Below are 17,406 nucleotides of genomic sequence, written 5' to 3'. Positions count from 1 at the left end.
ATTAGACTTACGTGATTTCCTGCCGGGATTCAGACCCTTACCATTCCGCACACGCAGTGTTGAACACTGCGGCTGGCGAGGGGTGCTCCGCCCCCCTTCGATCCCCCCCGAAAAACCCCGCTCCGGCAGCGTTCGCGGTTGAGGGTTCCACCTGCTTCCGCAGGGTCCGCGCATCCCCCGGCCGGCCACCCGTCGGATGTTCTCCACGGGCCACCGATCACCGCCGGTCGAGGCCGTCGGCTTTCGGGTGAGTCCCCGTGGTGACCGGCGGGCGGCCTGGTCGGCGTTGCCACCCGCTTCGGCGCCGGTCCCCCCGGCCTCCGGGACGGACTCTGTCCGTCCCTCCCGCCGGGGTCGAGTCCCCTCCCCACCACACGTCCACATCGCTCGCGAGCACGCCGCCGCGACGGTGGCCCGGACCCCCGTCCTCGTCGAACCCTTCGTCGAGGTCCCCCGCTTCAACGGAGGCGTCTACAGGTCCTCCGGCTCGATCCGCGTCGGCACCACCACGGGACGCGGACGCCACGACACCGCCAAGCAGTTACGCGAAGCCCACCACGGATGTCTGGCTCAGCCCGCTCCCCAAGCACTGGAGGCGAATCCTCAACCGATGAGCCCCACCTTGCCCACCCCGCCCGCCGCCGTGATCACCACGGCCTGACCGAGCAGTTACCTCCAAAGACGTTCGCCAACGTCGATCTACATCCCGGCCAGCAAACATGAACTGATAGGGGAACGACCATAACCGTAAGTGATGTAACCCGAACAAGTCCAACAGATTACGAAAATCAATCCCATCGAGCCATGTATTCGCCCAGCCGACGATCCGATACTTACCGGCGGCGCGGGGCTCACAGCCTCTCTGGGACGCCCTTCCGGCCGCCAGGAGAACCCCCGCATCGCCGGAGTCCGGATTGGCTCGAAAGCACGACGAGACCTACAAACTCATCTTCTCCCAAAGAGCGGCGGTCGAGGAACTCATCCGCAACTTCGCGGGCAAGCGGCTGGCCGACGAACTCGACTTCGATTCACTGGAACCGCTCCCGACCGATCGCATCAGCGGCGGCCTGGTCCAACGCCGATCGGATTTGCTCTGGAAGGTGCGCTTTCGGGGCGACTGCCTGTACCTGCTGATCCTCCTGGAGTTTCAGTCGGAGAACGACCGCTTCATGGCGCTCCGCATCCTCACGTACACCTGCCTCACCTACGAGGAGTTGATCCGTCGGGGAGAGGTCAAGCCGGGCAACAAGCTGCCGCCCCTGCTGCCGGTCGCCGTCTACAACGGCCGGTCGCGCTGGCGGGCCCCCGCGGACATCGCCGAACTCATCGCCCCGGTGAAGAAGCCGCTGGCGCAGTATCTGCCGAGCTTCAGGTATCTCGTGCTGGACTTGCAGCGGATCGGCGAGAAGGACCCCGAGTCGCGGGACCTGGTGACCTCGCTCGGGATAATGGAGCGCGAACCCACGCCGGAGAACCTCGGGCGGGTCATGCAGGGCTTGAAGCGCCGGTTTCGAGGGCCGGAGTTCGCCGAGTTACACCAAGCGCTGGACTCGTGGGTAGCGGGGGCTGCGGAGGCGTGGCAGATTTCCAAAGCGGACCTGGCGGGGATGATGTCGTTGACGGAGGACGAAAAGATGTACGAGAGAGCGAAAGAGTTGAGGGACCGGGTCCACCGCGACGGGGTGCGGCAGGGCTTGGAGCAGGGCCTTGAGCAGGGCCGCATCAGGGAGCGGGCGCACCTGGTGCGGCGTCTCGCGGCCAGGAAGTTCGGGGCGGAGACGGCCGAGCGGCTGGCGCGAATCTTGGAAGACATGGCCGAAGCAGATCGGATCGACGAAGTCGTCGCTGCGATCATCGATTGCGACAGCGGAGCGGAGTTGTTTGCCCGCGTGCGTGCGTAGCACAAGTACACCCGTTCGTTGCGTTCGTTGATGGTGCTGGTGAAGATCCAGCTCTCGGTGGGGGACGAGTGATGGCGCGGGTACGTGACCGTGACGCCGGCTCGGAGAACTGCCTGGGAAAGGGCGTGTTCGACCGTGCACGGGTTTGGTTCAGGGACTGGAGAAAGGTCTGAGATCGTCCACCCGTACGAAGGGCTGACCTGTTTCGGCGGCCCGCCGTGCTTTCTCGGCGAGAACGACCGCGAGGTCGAGCCGACCTGACAGGACATCATGGAGATCGAGCCCATCCATACAGATGACGCTGTTGCCACGCCCGAAGGCAGTTAGCCCATCAGCGGAGAACCCGCTATAGCTCAACAACAGGCCGCGGGACCAGCTCGCCTTGTCCTCTACCTTGGCGTTGAAGGCACGGAGCGTCGCGGCGTCGACCAGTTCATTTCTCCATCTTGCCTCTAGCAAATAGGTGTCGCCTCCGGAGACGAAGCTGCCGTCGATTTGCTCGCCCACCAAGCGAAAAGAAGCCCGCGCAGATAACCCATACGCGTCGAACATACCCTTTAGAAACCTCTCGAATGCAAACCCGCGCTGCTGTGGCTCCAACTTGGACACGTTCAGCAAGCGCTCGGCGAGCAACGAGGCGGTCGCCGCATCAATCTGCGATTGAGCGGGAGCCGCGGAAGCCGTTTTCGATGCTGGGGGTGTGCCACCGAGCCGTTCAATGATGCGGTAGAACGCGGTCCGTACCCTCTCGTCTAGTTCCGGGTAATCGCGAGTCACGCTGCTGGTTTCACGGTATTCCCAGAGCGCACTCAGAGTATCGACGACCGTTCGGGGGGGCGCCTGTCGCAAGTAATGGCGTAGGCGTTTTGCCTTGCTTCCGCCCTGAACTGCCCAACGGGGATGGTCGATATCAACTCGCAGTTCTTCCCGAAAGAACTCGGCGAAGGTTCGATTCGAGAAGTCAAGCACGTAGCCGTCTTCCATGCCGAAAACTTTGTCGAGTATCGGCATGTCCATGGCGCGGATCTTCGCCTTCGCCCTTCGGGTCATATCTGCCTCACGCCAAGTCCTCTCGGCCACGCGTCAACCTGTCCGAAGGCATCCTGCTGCCACTGATTCACGGTGCGATTGCCAAGCAAATGGGTACCCTCCACGAACTCTCTGACGCTTGTCGGTCCGAAGTCCTCGATGCTTCTGAACTTCCCCGCGATCAAGTGGTAGCCTTCCCGGGCCGTGCGGTCACCGTAATCGCGGGCGGACTGGGGCTCCGTTACAGCCACGGAAAACACCTCGAAGCCAGGTGCTCAGCCGCCTTACGATCTCGGTCGCTGCCTGGCCAGAGGTCGAGGTACGTGATGATCGGACTGGTGCAAAAAATGCCCGGCGCCGGCTGAGCCGCGTCCTCGAACAGACTCTCATCGCGCGGGATGGTCACGGTGACATTGGCTCCTCGCTCGACATGAGTGAGCTTCAGCGCCTCCTTCAGTTTCCGGGCGCCGGGTTCGTCGGCGTAGAAGCTGTGGGTGCCGCTCCTGGCGAAGGGCGCGAACCATTGCGCAGCCGAGTGTGACGACAGAATCGCGCGCGGACGACCTGGTTTCGCGTTCAGTTTTCCCGACAGCTGGCTGGAGAGTTGTTCGCCGTGGACGAGCGTGTATCTGCTAATGGTGCGGCCGGCTGGCTTGCGGTATTCCTCGCGCCAAGTCCGTAGTAACGCGTCCGGCCGGACGAGTTTGACTCCGTTCGTCGCCTTCTCGATCCATTCCCGTGCGAGTAGGGCTTTGCGAACGTTGCTCACATGGCCGAGGCTAACGTTGGCCGCTTCAGCCAGCTCGACGACGCGCCAGGCGCGGGCGGGCTCGCGAAGGAGCACCCGGAGGATGGCGGCCGCCTTCGGGGCGAAGACCGACCTCAGCGCGCGCGTTTCTGCTCTGGGCCGGTCTGCGACAGCCCGATCGATGTAGACATGATCGAATGCGAGGTGAGCGTTGCCGACCAGATCCAGATAGGCAACATCGTGATCCAGGCAGATCGACCGGGACTCGGGAGACAGGTAGGGACTTACGAGCATGGGAATCCACCGTCGGTGGGAATCGTCGTAAGCGTACTGACCAACATGAGCCAGGTATCCCTTGAGTTGGTAGACCGCGGACCGGACGAATCGGGGAGCACCGTTCCGCTTGACGTCGATGACGAGTACATAGGTGTGATCACCGTGTTCGAACTCGATACGCCCGTCGACGGGATGGCCGCTCCCGGGCAGTTGGTCGCGAACCGCACTGGTGGCCTTCAGGTGGGGGACATGCCCGAGCAGGTCACCGACGGCGCTCAGGGCGGCGGCCGCCAAGTCGTTTACTGGAGTTGATGTTTTCATCGTGCGCTGAAATTACGGGTTATGGTGAAAATGTCAACCCTCCTGCTCGAGTTCGGCGACGTCCTGCGAGAGCGTCCACCGTCATCGGCGTCCGGTGTTCGTTGCAAGCCGCCCGCCCTCCCCAACGCCTCCCGGTGGCCGACTCCCGACGGCAACCTCATATTTCCCCGCATGAAACCTCGACCAACCGCCAAATCGTCCCTCCAGGCGCAAGCCGCAGCCCCTCCGCGCAACCGCAAGCCCCGGTCCGCACCCACGCTCCCCCGCCTGCTCGCCGCTGCGTTCGTCCTGCTGGCCTCCGCCGCGTGTTCATCCGGCGGGGACGACGCCGCCTTCCCAAGCCGCCCCATCGAAATCGTCTCCTGGGCGACCCCCGGAGGCCCCTCGGACCTCCTCTCGCGGGCGCTGGCCGATGCGGCGCCGCCGCACTTCGACGGGCAGCGCGTGACCGTGATGACCCGGCAGGGCGGGGCGGGGGCCGCAGGCATGCAGTACATGCAGGGCCGCGCGGGGGACCCCCACGTGCTCGGCGTGTTCACGGCGAGCGGGACGGTGAACATGGCGACGGGGCGGATCCCGTTCGCCCCGGAGGACTTCACGCCCATCCTCCGCATCCAGATCGATCCCTTCCTCGTCGCGGTGCGGGACGACAGCCCTTTCGGCACGCTGGGAGACCTGTTCGAGGCCGCCCACGCCCGGCCCGGCGAGGTGTCGGTGTCCGGGTTCGGCGCGGCGTCGGCCCATTTCCTCGGCTTCGCCCGGTTGCGGGCGGTGGCGGGAGATCCGGATATCCGCTGGATCGCCTACGAGGGCTCGGCCGACGCGGTGGTCGCGGCGCTCGGCGGCCACACCGACGCGGCGCACACGAACTACAACATCGTGCGCGAGCACCTGCGCGCGGGGACGATGCGCGTGCTGGGGACCGCGATGCCCGTCGAGGCGCTCCCGGACACCCCGAGCTACGCGGACCAGGGGTACGATCTCCAGCCCGTCCACTGGCGGGGAGTGGTGGGCCCGCCGGGGCTGGACCCCGAGACGCGGGCCGACATCCGCGCCCGCCTAATGGCCGCGATCGACGATCCGGGGTTCAGGGAATACATGGAGCGCGCCGCCCTCGAGTTCGCGACGATGGAGGATGCGGACGCGTTCGGGGCCTGGATGGCGGAGGAAGTCACGACGAGCCGGGACCTGCTGCGACGGCTGGGATTCCTGGATGGGTAGCCGTTCCGCGCGCGCAAGCCTGCCGCGACGCCTCCTGACGGAGACGGTGCTGCTCGCCGCCATCGGAGCCGCGGTCCTGCTCGACTCGCGCGGTTATCCCCCTTCGCTGACCGAGGGCGCCCCGGGCCCGGCCTTCTTCCCCCGGCTGCTCGCGGTGCTCCTCATCGCCTGCGCGGCCTGGCTCGCGGTCCGAGCGTGGCGCGGCGCGGGGGAGGGAGGCTCGGGCGGCGGATCCGCCGGCGCATCGGGCGGCGAATCCCGCGCAGCACGTTCCCGCGGAAACTCCGGCGCGGCGCGTTCCCGCGGAAACGTTGCCTCGGACTCTGCCGCGGGCTCGGGCGTCAGAAGCCGAATCCCGCGCTTGGGAGTCTGGATCGCCGTCGGGTGGATCGCCGCCTTCCTCCTCGTGTGGCCGCGGCTCGGAACCGTCCTCTCGGTGCCGCTCCTCGTCGTCGGTCTCATGTGGCTGACGGGCGAGCGTTCGTGGCGGACGATGGTCTCGGTGCCGCTCGCCTTTGCCGGGTTCATCTACCTCGTGTTCATGGTGCTGCTCGGCGTGCCGCTGCCGGCCGGGTTCTGACCGGGCGACGCGGGGCGTGACGGCCTTCCTCGACGGTCTCCTGACGGCGCTCCAGCCGGGGAACCTCGCCGCGCTGCTGGCGGGCAGCCTGCTCGGGGTGTTCGCGGGGGCGATGCCAGGGCTGAGCTCGACGGTGGGACTCGCGCTCGTCCTCCCGGTCACCTTCGCGCTCGACCCGACGCCGGCGCTCCTGATGATGGTCTCGATCTACATGGCGGCGGAGTACGGGGGATCGATCACGGCGATCGCGATCGGGGTTCCAGGCAGTTCGCCCGCGCTCGCGACGACCTTCGACGGCTACGCCATGACGCGCCGGGGCGAGGCGGGGCGCGCGCTGGGGATCTCCCTCTTCTCGTCCATGAGCGGGGGGCTCCTGGGGACGATTCTCCTCGTGCTGGCGCTCGGGCCGCTCTCGCGGGCGGCGATCGCCTTCGGGCCGGCGGAGTACTTCGGGCTCGGCGTGTTCGGCCTGTCGATCGTCGCGAACCTCGTGGGAAGGGATCCTCTGAAGGGGATCATCAGCGCGCTGCTGGGACTCGTGTTCTTCATCGTCGGGCTGGACGTGCTCACGGGGGCGCCAAGGCTCACGCTGGGCACGAACATGCTCATGGACGGGCTCGGGCTGGTGCCGATGCTGATCGGCTTCTTCGCCATCGCCGAGGCACTGAAGGCGGTGGCCGGCGGACGCGAGGCGACGGCGCCCGGGGCCGGCATCACGGGGGCGCTGCCCAAGGCCCGCGAGCTGTTCGGGCTCTGGCGCACGATTCTGCGCGGGTCGGCGATCGGCGGAGTGATCGGAGCCATTCCCGGCGCCGGGGCGACGATCGCCTCGATCGTGGCGTGGAACGAGGAGCGGCGCGTCTCGAAGGACCGGGAGCGGTTCGGGACGGGAGTGCCGGCCGGCATCGCGGCGCCCGAGGCGGCGAACAACTCCTGCGTGGGCGCCGCCATGATCCCCCTTCTCGCGCTGGGGATTCCGGGGTCGGCCAGCGCCGCCGTGCTGCTCGGGGGCCTCACTGTGCAGGGCGTCGCCCCGGGCCCGCTGCTGATGGCCGAGCGCGCCGAACTTGTCTACGCGCTCTACGCCGGGTTCCTGGTGGCGGTGCTGCTCATGCTGGCCGTTGGCCGCCTCGGGATCCCGCTGTGGACGCGCGTCGTGCGGCTGCGGCCGTCGATCCTGATGCCGCTGGTCGTCGCCATCTCGCTCGTGGGCGTCTTCGCCCTGCGCGGGAACGCAGCCGACGCCTGGGTGGCCCTCTTCTTCGGGGTCGTCGGCTTCGCCATGCTGCGCGCCGGGTATCCGCTGGCGCCAGCCGTGCTCGGCCTCATCCTCGGTCCCATGATCGAGACCAACTATCGGCGGGCTCTCACGCTGTCTTCGGGCTCGCACACGATCTTCCTCGAGAGTCCGATCGGCCTGGTGCTGCTCGCGCTGGCGGTGGTCAGCTTCGCGGCCCCGGCGATCAGGAACCGTCTCGTTTCCGGAAAACGACAAGCAAAGGAGCAAGAGTGAGCGCGACACGCGCGGTCATCGACTTCATCCTCGAAACGAACATCGCGGACTTCCCGGAGCGGCTGCTGAGCGAGGGTCGGCGCTGCGTGCTGGACGGCACGGGCGTGATCCTCGCCGGGTCCACGGATGCCTGCTCCCGCATCGTGCAGGACCAGATCGCGGCGCAGGGGGGGCATGCCGAGGCGACCATCTTCGGGCTGCCGGACACCCGTGCCCCGGCCCCGCTCGCGGCGCGCGCCAACGGCACGGCGGGCCACGCGATGGACTTCGACGACACGCAGCTCTCGAACGCCCCCGACCGCATCTTCGGGCTCCTCACGCACCCCACGGTGGCGCCGCTGTCGGCGGGCTACGCGATGGCGGAACGGGTCGGAGCCACGGGCGCCGAGTTCCTGGAGGCGTTCCTCATCGGCTTCGAGGTGGAGTGCAAGATCGCCGAGGCGATCGATCCGCGGCACTACCGGGAAGGGTTCCACTCGACCGCGACCATCGGCACGCTCGGGGCCTGCGCGACGGCCGCCAGGCTGGCCGGGCTGGAGGCGGACGAGCTCGCCATGGCGCTCGGCATCGCGGCGAGCCTCTCGTCGGGGATCCGGCTCGGCTTCGGCACCATGACCAAGCCGCTCCACGCCGGGCGCGCTGCCGAGAACGGCATCGTGGCGGTCGAACTCGCGGCGCGCGGCTTCACGGCCGGGAACGATGCGCTGGAGGCGCCGTGGGGCTTCTTCCGCGTGTTCGGCGGCGGCTTCGAGCCCGAACGGCTGGTCGGCGCCCTCGGCGCGCCCTACACCCTGCTCGACCCCGGCGTGTCCGTGAAGCCCTTCCCCTCGGGAAGCCTCGGCCACCCCAGCATGGCCGCCATGCTCGAACTCGTAACTGGGCACGACCTCGCACCGGACGACATCGCCGGCATCACCTTCCGCGCCGGCCACAACATCCTGAAACCGCTCAGGTATCCTGTCCCCACCAACGAGCTGGAGGCGAAGTTCTGCATCCCCTTCGTCCTCTCGAGCATCGTCCTCCGGCGCCGGGCCGGAATCCGCGAGTTCCACGACGACTTCGTCCTCTCCGAGGAGGCGGCGGACATGATGCGCCGGGTGACGGTCCGGTTCGACGAGGCCATCGACGCGCGCGGCTACGACCGCATGCGCAGCGCCATCGACGTCCACCTCCGTGACGGCACCGAACTCCACACCGAGGCGGACACGTATCCCGGCGGCCCGGAGCGGCCCCTGAGCCGGGAGGAACTGCACGCGAAGTTCCGCGACTGCGCGAGCCTCGTGATGGACGATGTGGGCATTGATGGGGCGCTAGAAACGCTCGAGCGCGTGGACGAGCTGGGGGACATCGGGGAGTTGGTGCGTACTACCGTTCACGCCTCCGGTACCGGCCCATGAAACCCAGATCCATGACGGCTACGCCAAGCTCTGAATCGATGGTGAAGGTCGCGAACGAACTCCGATCCATCTGGCCGTCTCCGCCGTCGAAATAGAGACGGAACACGTCGTCGTTCCAGTGCTCCATGTCGCCGGAGAAGGTGCCCGGCTCTCCGAAGTGCAGCCTTAGCCACCCGTCCTGCGCGAGCACGACCTCGGCGTGGCCGGCTCCGAGCGGGTCTGCATAACTGCCCACGTATTCGGCGAGGGGCAAAGTGGGCAGGGTTTCCGGAACGCGGGCCGAATCCTGCGCCGCGAGGGTGCTGTCGATCTGTTCGACGATCGCGGTCTTGTGGGCCATGGACTCCCGGTGCCAGTCTCGCGGCTCGCGGTCGAGTAGGCGGGCGAATACCCACGCGCTGATTTCGTGGTGCGGGTGGAACCATGCGTCTCCGTTCGCCAGGACCACGACGCCCGCGGAGATGTCCGGAAGCAGCGCCACATACGCCGGAAAACCGAGGATGCCGCCGCCGTGGGACAGGTACGGGTGGCCCTCGAAGGTGGTGCGACTCCACCCCAGAGCGTAGGTGCCGCTGCTGGTGTCGTCCGCGAAGAGGAAGGTGGCGCCGCTCGCTACCTGGGGGGCGTGCATCTCCTCCACCGTCGCCTCCCGGAGCACGGGGCGGTCGCCGAACTTCCCCCGCGCGAGGTGCATGCGGACCCAGTTCGCCATCTCTGCGGCGCTGGACACCACGCTTCCCGCCGCCTGCATGCTGTCGAACGACTGCCAGGCCAGGACCCTGCGCATCCCCTCGCGATCGGCGCCGTGCGGCATCGCGACATTCCTGCCCGGCGCGTCGGCAATCCCCACCGTGCCCGCAGGTGCCGTGCCCCAGAAGGTGGGCGCCACGAATGGCTCCTCCCACACTTCGTAGGGGCTGGCCGCGCTGTTGTGCATCTCCATGGGCCGAAAGAGACGCTCCCGGACCCATTCGCCCCACGTCCTACCGGTCACGGCCTCCACCACCAGCCCCGCCACCCCGTAGCCCTGGTTGCTGTAACGAAAGCTCTCCCTGAGCGGGGCCTGGCTGTCGAGGTGTCGAACTCGCTCCGCCGCTGCCCGGGCGTCCATGATCGCGAGCGTGGGAAAGGCGTCGCCCGGCATGCCCGACTGGTGGGACAGCAGGTCGCGAATCGTCATCTCGCGCGTGATCTCCGGGTCCTTCACCCGAAACCACGGCAGGTGCTCGACCACCGGATCGTCCCAGTGGACCAGCCCGTCGTCCACGAGGGCTCCGATCGCTGCGGCCGCGAATGACTTGGAAACGGAACCGACCTGGAAGAGAGTGTGGGCGTCGACCGGGTCTTCCCGTCCCAACTCTTTGACCCCGAACCCTTCAGCGAAGACGACTTCGTCTTCGTGCACCACGGCAACCGCCAGCCCAGGCAAGTCCCAGTCCGCCATGGACGCGTCGATGAAGTCGGAAAGGCCTGCAAGTCTGTGCCCGGAAGGGTCCTCTGCAACATCGCGGCACGCGGCCCCGCCAAGCGTGATCGCCAGGCCGACTCCCAACAACACGCGACCGGGTAGACGTCCTCGAAGTCGGGTTCGATCAACCATGTCGGGTGGCCTCACGTGCGGGTCTGTCTGGCGGGCCGGGATCTGCAGAATCACGCCCGTTGGTGGCGGTGCAATCGCCGATCATCCTGTAGTCAGACGCCCTGACCGCTGCGCTCGGTTGTCCGCCGGGGCATCGGCGCCTACGACCGAGTCAGCCTCCAGAACCTGAACAATGCGAGCCACTGGTCGAAGGTGAGGCCGCGGGGTGGTCCGGAAGGATCGAACCTGAGATCCCGGCTCAGGCGGTAGACCTGCGTTCGCGTGAATTCGGGTCGCAGGCACCGCCTGATCGAGCGGCCGTCGCGACCGAAGCAGCTCTGGATGAAGCGCCGGTAGTCCACCGCCTGGAATCGGTCCACAAGCGGTCTTGTTCGGCGGGCGAGCCAGAGCGCGACGGCGTCGACCCCAGGAGGGGGATCGAAGTCGGTACGGCGAAAGCGCCGCGCGATCTCGATCTGCCACCACGGCTTGAGTAGCAGCGAGGACAGGGTCTCTCGGGAATGGGGCGTACCCGCAAACCGCTCCGCCGCTTCACGTTGGACCACGAGATAGGCGTCCTGCGGTCGAGAATCGGCCTGGACAAGCCGCCGGACGATTGCAGCAGTCCGATTGAACGGAGTGTTCCCCAGGACCTTGTAGGGGACATCGGGTAGCCGAAACCGGAGGAAGTCGGACCGGACAATCGTGACACGGGTGTGACTCCGGAAACGCGTACGAAGCGCCTCGGATAGTGCTCCGTCGAACTCTACGGCAACGACCTCACGGCATCGACGCGCCAGTTCTCGAGTGAGAATACCACGGCCCGGCCCGATCTCGACAACCAGGTCCTCGTGTGAGAGGGGAGCCTGGGCGATCAGGCTAGCGGCAAGCGCCCTGCTCCGAAGGAAGTGCTGTGAGAGGTCCGCACGCCTGGGTGTCCGATGCCTGGACACGACGAACCAACACGAACGTAGACATGTACTCTCCGGCGGTGCACGAGCAAGATCGAGAGCCTTCGCACACTACGGTGGTGCATCAGACGTTCCTCCGCAACCGATTCCGGCGCGGGTGATTTGCGCAATCCGTCGGCCGGGAGCGACGGGAGTCCGGCACCCGGATACTCGACCTTCAGTCTCGCATGGTGTCGCCGAGGGATCTCAGAACCGCGGGCTTGAGAATCCTCCACCGGTCTCGATGTCGACGACGATCGAGCCGATCAGGTTCCCGATTGCCTTCTCCCCGCGATGCAACGCGTAACGATACAACCCGCGCCAGCCCAACGTCGTCAGCCCGCCGACCGCCGCTCCACCAGCAAGGAAGCCCAATACCGCCGCACCGGCCGCGATACTCCCGAGCCCGAGGGCGACGGCTACGCCCGCACCCGCAAAGCCGCCACCGACACCGCTCAACGACGCGGCCAACCCCGACAAGCCGCCCCCAACCCACATATTGACCTTGTGGCTGTGGATCAGGCTCGCGCGCACGGTCAACTCGGTCGCGGGGGATCCGTGTCCAGGCGCCGGAGGCTGAAAAGCAACTGCTTGAGGTCGACCCAGGCCATCTCGTAGGCGAAGGACCGATCTCCCGGGGTTGCCGAGTAGGAGTACGCGGGCACCTTGAAGACCAGCACGCCTCCGTCGAGCGGATCGGCTCCGTGTTGATCGACAAGGCTCAGGCGGACCGGGCCCTCCGGGAGGATTCGTTGCATGGCGCGGTAGACTTCCTCCGCGGGTGCGTGGATCACCCGGGAGACCTCCAGCGCAAGCGGCGGTTGGCCCAGGAAACGGGCTGCCATCTTTGATGGCCGGGCCTGGGCTCCTTCGGCGAGGGCCCGATTGCGAGCCTCGACGAGCGCATGATCCACGAACGCCGGCGAGATTCCGGCTTCTTCGGCAGCGGCCCGGACATCCGCAAGGCGGTACCCTTCGACCTCCGCTGTGTCGGAGGAACGCCCCCGTGGAGCCAACTGCCGCGAACGCTCTTCGAGGCGGCGAGCGGCCTCGGCCTGCAGCTCGGCCGCACGGTGCCAGAGTGCGCGTGCCTCCTCTTCGGAAATGCGGGTTTCGTCCTGGCTCATGGAACCGTGGCAAAGGTTACCATTCGATCGAAAGGACCGCGATGACGGTCGGGGCAGCCGCGTCGGATATCTCCTCTACATAGATCGTATCGCGGTGCGGTGCATCCACGATCCTGCCAAGTCCTTCAATCGTTCCGCACTCCTGCACCCGGCCGTTGTCCAGAAGGCATGTGAAGACGTGATGGACGACCGTGGCCAACTCCTCGTCATGGCTTGTGTAGACCGACAGGAAGCGGTCGCGCCACACGTATGCCTCGGCGTGAGTCGTCCAGGTCGACAGAAAGGCGAACATGCCGGACTGCGACATACCCGCGAACGGCCGATCCTCCGGCGCCCGGTAGAACGGCGGTGCGTAGCTGAGGCCGGGCACCTCACCGTCAATCACCTGAAAGGTCGGCGAGATCAGCCTGCGTGCAGCTGATGGCGTCCGTAGTTGCAGTCAGATAGGAGTACTGCATCCGAGCGAGCACCCCGCCCTCCGCCTCGCTGATTGCAAAGCGGCCGTCTCTGGAGCACGAACTCGACACCCACTCACCCCCGTGGGTGAGCCGATGAGCGATGTGCCACTGGCCGGACTTCTCCTCCGGCCGGAAAGGCGTGATGACTACCAGCCCGGCCGCATCTGCGGTGATGTCTGTCGGACTGCCCGTCACCTGCAGGTCTCGAAGCTCGATGAAGGTCCCGTCGTGCCTGAACACTGAAACTCTCGGCCCAAGCGTTGGGTCGACTACGTAGACGGTATCATCGAAGACAGCCAGAGCCATCGGATCGCCGAACTCCCCCGGTCCACGACCCTGTCCCCCGAAGCTGTGCACGAAGGCTCCGTTCGACTCCCGGTATGCTGTTATGGTCCGGGCCATTCCATCGAGCACGAACAGCAGCGAGTCCGATCGCGCAACTTCCGTGATTGCGTTGACGAATCCGTCGCTATCGCGGCCCAGGTCGATGGTCCGTGCGCGCCGAACCTGAAGCTCCCGTACGACAACGCCGGGGGGGAGGTCACTCTGGGGCAATGCGGCCATGGAGGGGGCCGAGTTCTCGGAACCGCAACCACCCAGGGCAATCACGAGACCGATGGTCGGCCACACCGCTTCCGCCGTGCGACAGCGTGTTGACATGCTGGACCAACTCCCCCGGGAGGCTCTCAACCAGTTGCGTTGGGGTCCAGGTCGGACCCGTGGCGGTCCTCCCTTGTTCTCCGTTTCGAGATTCCGAGTTCCAGCCTGAAGCCGCCTGCGACGCCAGCGTCGTTGGGACGCGGCGATGCTCGCACGTGGCCATGCCGCGCGGTAGTTTCCCGCCGGAAAACCACCACCGCCATGCGAAAGGCCGCCGCTCACCCCATGTTCGCCAACTACCTCGCCGGACGTATAGCCCAACTGGGGATCGTGCTGCTCCTGGTGTCGGTCGCGGTCTTCTCGATCATGCACGCCCTCCCCGGCGATCCCGTGCAGCTGATGCTCTCCGGCGCAGAGAGCGGATCGGTGACGCCGGAGCGGCAGGAGCAACTGCGCGAGGAGATGGGGCTCAACGACCCGCTCTACGTGCAGTACGGCCGGTTCCTGCGGGGCGCGGTCACGGCCGATCTGGGAACCTCGGTCCGGCTGCGCGCGCCCGTCCTCGACCTGATCCTCGACCGCCTGGGCTCGACGCTCGCTCTCAGCCTGGGCGGCATCCTCTTCGCGGTGATCATCGGGGTGACCACGGGCGTGATGGCGGCGCTCAAGCAGGGCTCGTGGATCGACGGCTTCAGCCGGGTGCTCGCCTACGCCGGGGTGTCGCTGCCCCTCTTCTGGCTCGGTCTCCTGCTGATCCTCGTGTTTGCGTTCTGGCTGCCGTGGTTCCCGCCGGCGGGATCGGAAGGACTCCGCTCGCTCGTGCTTCCCAGCCTGTCGCTGGGGCTCTTGTCTGCTGGGGTAATCGCGCGGCTGACGCGGGCGTCACTGCTCGAGGTACTCGTCGAAGACTACGTGCGCGCGGCGTGGGCGAAGGGCCTGCCCAAGCGCATCGTCTATCTGCGGCACGCGCTCCGGAACGCCTTCCTCCCGGTTCTGACCATCCTCGGGCTCCAGTTTGGGGCGATGCTCGCGGGCGCGGTCGTGACAGAAACGGTCTTCAGCCGCCCCGGGCTGGGCCGCCTGGTGGTGAGCGCGATCCTCTGGAAGGACTATCCGCTGGTGCAGGGAATCGTGCTGTTCATGGCCACGGCGTACGTCCTCGTGAACCTGCTCGTGGATCTGCTGGCGGCCTGGCTCGATCCGCGCATTCGGGACGCGACCCCGGCATGAGCATCGCGGGCCGAACCTCGACCCCGCCATGACGGTCGCTGGCCGCACCCTGACCCCGGGTTTCATCGCGGGGAGCTGCATTCTCGCGGGATGGGTGCTGCTGGCGATCTTCGCCGCCCTCGGCTCGCCCCATGATCCGCTGGTCACGGTCTCGGGGGCACGCGAGGCGCCGTCGGCGGAGTTCTGGTTCGGGACGGACCGGCTCGGCAGGGACGTGTTCAGCCGCGTGATCTACGGCGCGCGAGTGTCGCTCATCCTCGGGTTCATCAGCGTCGCCATCGGCTCGGTGCTGGGCTCGGCGCTCGGGCTCGTGTCCGGCTACTACCGCGGCCCGGTGGACACGGTGCTGATGCGCATGGTGGATGCGATGCTGGCCTTTCCCGGCATCCTCCTGGCCCTTGTCGTCATCGCGGCCCTCGGCCCGAGCATCACGAACGTCATGGTCGCGGTCGGCGTGTCCACGATCCCGCGCTACGCGCGCCTGGTGCGGGGGACGGTGCTGACCGTGCGGGAGCAGGAATACATCGACGCGGCCCGGCTCCTGGGCGTGCCGGACCTCAAAATCATCCTGCGGCACGTGCTTCCGAACACGGCGATCCCGCTGCTCGTGCTCTCGACGCTCGAGTTCGGACACGCGATATCGGTGGGCGCGGGATTGAGTTTTCTGGGACTGGGCGCGCAACCCCCGACGCCGGAGTGGGGACTGATGGTCGCCGTGGGAAGGGACGTGCTGGGGCGGGCGTGGTGGATTTCCACCTTCCCCGGGCTCGCCATATTCACAGTGGTCATGGCCACCAATCTCCTTGGCGACAGCCTGCAGGAGATGCTGGACCCGAGGCTGAAGGGCCGGTGACGGTGAACGCCAGCGCCTGCCGGGTGGAGCGACATGCTGGCCTGGAGCGAGCCGGGCAGGTGATCGCTTCATATGTTTCCAGTAGACACCAGTAAATCATCGGTAAGTCATCAGTAGACACCAGTACGAGAGAAGAGGAGAATCATCGACCGTGAGCGACAGGTGCGTAGGGGTCCAGATCGGGCCTGCGAGCTTCGTGGACGAGGGCGTGGACACTGTGCTGGACACGTTGCAACAGCGCGTGGGCGTGAATGTGGTCTTGCTGGGAACGGTGAGCTGGCTCGGGCTCAAGATCGGGCGCAGCATCTCGTGGAAGATCGACGGATGGCCCGACCACGGCGTCCGGGAGCCGCTCGAGGTCCAGGGCGGATCCTATCTCGCGCATCATCCCGAGTTCTACCGCAACACCAGCGTCACCAACTTCCGCGCACCGGACGAGGCGATGCGCGGACGGGACATTCTGGAGATGGTCGTCCCCGGTGCCCGGGAACGGGGGATGAAGGTGATCCCGGAGCTGATGGAGCCCCTCTTCAAGTATGCGGGACACGGCTCGGCGAACACCGTCCAGATCCCCAACCTGGTGCAGCTCATGGAGGTGGACTACCTGGGGCGGATCAGCGGCGCGCCGTGTCTCGAGAATCCCGACTACCGGGGGTGGTGGCACGCCCTGATCGAAGATCACTGCCGGAGCTACGACATCGACGGCATCATGTGGTGCAACGAGCGGCGGAGCCCGCTGGACCAGCTCGTCACCGGGATGGCGCCGGGATGCTTCTGTGGGCACTGCCTTGCGCGCCTGGACCGGGCCGGGATCGATGCCGAGGGTGCGCGACGGGCGTGCGCGGCGCTTCACGACTACTTCAGTACCGCGCGCGCGGGAGAGCATTTCACGGATGGCGCGCTCATCACCGGCCTCCGCGTCCTGCTCGACAATCCCGAATTCCTGCTGCTGGAGCGGCACTGGGTGGAGCGCAACAAGGACCTGGACCGCGAGCTCTACGGCCTCGTCAAGTGGTGCGATCCGGCGCTTGAGTTCGGGCTCAACGTGTGGAACCGCAACCACTTCAACCCGTTCCGCAAGGCGCAGTGGCCGTGGGCCGAGACGAAGGACTACGCCGACTGGGTGAAGCCGATCACCTATCAGCATCAGTCGGGCGGCATCTACATCAACGAGATGAAGCAGTTGCACGCGTCCCTTTTGCGCGATCTGGCGCCCCAAGAGCTGACGCCGATCATGTACCGGATTCTGGGGCTCGACGAGGCGCCGTGGGATGAGCTGCTCGGTGTGGGCATGTCGCCCGCGAGCTATGTTGGCGGGCAGTGCCGGGACACGATCGAGGCGCTGGACGGGGAGCTGCCGGTGCTGATGGGCGTCGGCGTGGACGCGCCCCGCTCCGGCCCGGATCAGGCGGCCTGTACCCCCGAGATCGTCTACGAGAGCGTGCACGCAGCGTACGAAGCGGGCGCCGCCGGCGTCATCTATTCGCCCAACTACGCGAGCATGAAGCTCACCAACCTCGATGGGGGCGCCCGGGCACTCGCGGAGCGCGGGATCTGAGGAAGCTCAGGACGAACCAGGGACAGCAGGGTCCGGGGCGGCGCGATGCTCCCGCGGGCTCGAAC

18 protein-coding genes and 1 pseudogene are annotated in these 17,406 nt (G+C 66.9%); 10 read left to right on the top strand and 9 right to left on the bottom strand.

Annotation, left to right across the window (positions count from 1 at the left end; all coding sequences use genetic code 11):
• Positions 1-409 precede the first annotated feature (409 nt).
• Together OXU32_07375 and OXU32_07370 are read left to right on the top strand one after the other, a co-directional pair.
• Positions 410-661 (top strand): DUF4338 domain-containing protein, encoded by a 252-nt coding sequence (locus OXU32_07375; protein ID MDE0073786.1) that lies wholly within the window; start codon positions 410-412, stop codon positions 659-661.
• Positions 662-914: 253 nt separating this feature from the next.
• Positions 915-1,901 (top strand): Rpn family recombination-promoting nuclease/putative transposase, encoded by a 987-nt coding sequence (locus tag OXU32_07370; GenBank protein MDE0073785.1) that lies wholly within the window; start codon positions 915-917, stop codon positions 1,899-1,901.
• A gap of 150 nt (positions 1,902-2,051) precedes the next feature.
• Here OXU32_07370 and OXU32_07365 read toward each other — a convergent pair whose 3' ends face one another.
• The 3 genes and pseudogenes from OXU32_07365 to OXU32_07355 form a co-directional block, all read right to left on the bottom strand.
• The gene (locus tag OXU32_07365; GenBank protein MDE0073784.1) at positions 2,052-2,951 is read right to left on the bottom strand and encodes a restriction endonuclease; all 900 of its coding nucleotides are present in this window, start codon (positions 2,949-2,951) and stop codon (positions 2,052-2,054) included.
• Positions 2,948-3,124, bottom strand: a pseudogene (locus tag OXU32_07360) (hypothetical protein). The gene OXU32_07365 and the pseudogene OXU32_07360 overlap by 4 nt, the downstream one beginning before the upstream one ends.
• 47 nt (positions 3,125-3,171) lie before the next feature.
• Positions 3,172-3,972 carry a type IV toxin-antitoxin system AbiEi family antitoxin gene (locus OXU32_07355; protein ID MDE0073783.1) on the bottom strand — a complete coding sequence of 267 codons (801 nt, stop codon included), beginning with the start codon at positions 3,970-3,972 and terminating at the stop codon, positions 3,172-3,174.
• A 15-nt stretch (positions 3,973-3,987) separates the two neighbouring features.
• On the opposite strand from OXU32_07355, the gene OXU32_07350 reads away from it, so the two are divergent.
• The 5 genes from OXU32_07350 to OXU32_07330 all read left to right on the top strand — a co-directional run bounded on the left by OXU32_07350 (position 3,988) and on the right by OXU32_07330 (position 8,986).
• A complete protein-coding gene (locus OXU32_07350) occupies positions 3,988-4,266 on the top strand; it encodes a hypothetical protein (GenBank protein ID MDE0073782.1) in 279 nt (92 codons plus the stop codon).
• 180 nt (positions 4,267-4,446) lie between these two features.
• Positions 4,447-5,496, top strand: a complete 1,050-nt coding sequence (locus OXU32_07345; protein ID MDE0073781.1) for a tripartite tricarboxylate transporter substrate binding protein — start codon at positions 4,447-4,449, stop codon at positions 5,494-5,496.
• Positions 5,489-6,076: a tripartite tricarboxylate transporter TctB family protein gene (locus tag OXU32_07340; protein MDE0073780.1), complete on the top strand. Its 588-nt coding sequence runs from the start codon at positions 5,489-5,491 to the stop codon at positions 6,074-6,076. Before OXU32_07345 ends, OXU32_07340 begins: the two co-directional genes overlap by 8 nt.
• Positions 6,077-6,092: 16 nt before the next feature.
• Entirely contained in the window at positions 6,093-7,589 is a 1,497-nt protein-coding gene (locus tag OXU32_07335; GenBank protein MDE0073779.1) for a tripartite tricarboxylate transporter permease, read from the top strand.
• Positions 7,586-8,986, top strand: a complete 1,401-nt coding sequence (locus tag OXU32_07330; protein ID MDE0073778.1) for an MmgE/PrpD family protein — start codon at positions 7,586-7,588, stop codon at positions 8,984-8,986. The genes OXU32_07335 and OXU32_07330 overlap by 4 nt, the downstream gene beginning before the upstream one ends.
• Here OXU32_07330 and OXU32_07325 read toward each other — a convergent pair.
• The 6 genes from OXU32_07325 to OXU32_07300 form a co-directional block, all read right to left on the bottom strand.
• Positions 8,955-10,586 (bottom strand): serine hydrolase, encoded by a 1,632-nt coding sequence (locus tag OXU32_07325; protein ID MDE0073777.1) that lies wholly within the window; start codon positions 10,584-10,586, stop codon positions 8,955-8,957. The two genes, OXU32_07330 and OXU32_07325, sit on opposite strands and share 32 nt — an antisense overlap.
• Before the next feature lie 140 nt (positions 10,587-10,726).
• Entirely contained in the window at positions 10,727-11,518 is a 792-nt protein-coding gene (gene erm / locus OXU32_07320) for a 23S ribosomal RNA methyltransferase Erm (protein MDE0073776.1), read from the bottom strand.
• 204 nt (positions 11,519-11,722) lie between these two features.
• Positions 11,723-12,049, bottom strand: a complete 327-nt coding sequence (locus OXU32_07315; protein ID MDE0073775.1) for a hypothetical protein — start codon at positions 12,047-12,049, stop codon at positions 11,723-11,725.
• 2 nt (positions 12,050-12,051) lie between these two features.
• Positions 12,052-12,642: a hypothetical protein gene (locus tag OXU32_07310; protein MDE0073774.1), complete on the bottom strand. Its 591-nt coding sequence runs from the start codon at positions 12,640-12,642 to the stop codon at positions 12,052-12,054.
• 16 nt (positions 12,643-12,658) lie between these two features.
• Positions 12,659-13,027, bottom strand: a complete 369-nt coding sequence (locus OXU32_07305; GenBank protein ID MDE0073773.1) for a hypothetical protein — start codon at positions 13,025-13,027, stop codon at positions 12,659-12,661.
• Complete coding sequence (locus OXU32_07300) at positions 13,020-13,760, bottom strand: 6-bladed beta-propeller (protein ID MDE0073772.1); 741 nt, start codon at positions 13,758-13,760, stop codon at positions 13,020-13,022. The genes OXU32_07305 and OXU32_07300 overlap by 8 nt, the downstream gene beginning before the upstream one ends.
• A gap of 201 nt (positions 13,761-13,961) precedes the next feature.
• On the opposite strand from OXU32_07300, the gene OXU32_07295 reads away from it, so the two are divergent.
• From OXU32_07295 to OXU32_07285, 3 genes are all read left to right on the top strand, one after another.
• A complete protein-coding gene (locus OXU32_07295; GenBank protein MDE0073771.1) occupies positions 13,962-14,930 on the top strand; it encodes an ABC transporter permease in 969 nt (322 codons plus the stop codon).
• A 28-nt stretch (positions 14,931-14,958) separates the two neighbouring features.
• Positions 14,959-15,783 (top strand): ABC transporter permease, encoded by an 825-nt coding sequence (locus tag OXU32_07290; GenBank protein ID MDE0073770.1) that lies wholly within the window; start codon positions 14,959-14,961, stop codon positions 15,781-15,783.
• Positions 15,784-15,934: 151 nt separating this feature from the next.
• Positions 15,935-17,341, top strand: coding sequence for a hypothetical protein (locus tag OXU32_07285; protein ID MDE0073769.1), 1,407 nt, complete (start codon positions 15,935-15,937; stop codon positions 17,339-17,341).
• Positions 17,342-17,406 lie beyond the last annotated feature (65 nt).

This window comes from Gammaproteobacteria bacterium, from assembly GCA_028819075.1.
Taxonomy (GTDB): Bacteria; Gemmatimonadota; Gemmatimonadetes; order Longimicrobiales; family Gaopeijiaceae; genus BD2-11.
This window is presented reverse-complemented; position numbering and strand designations above follow the sequence as displayed.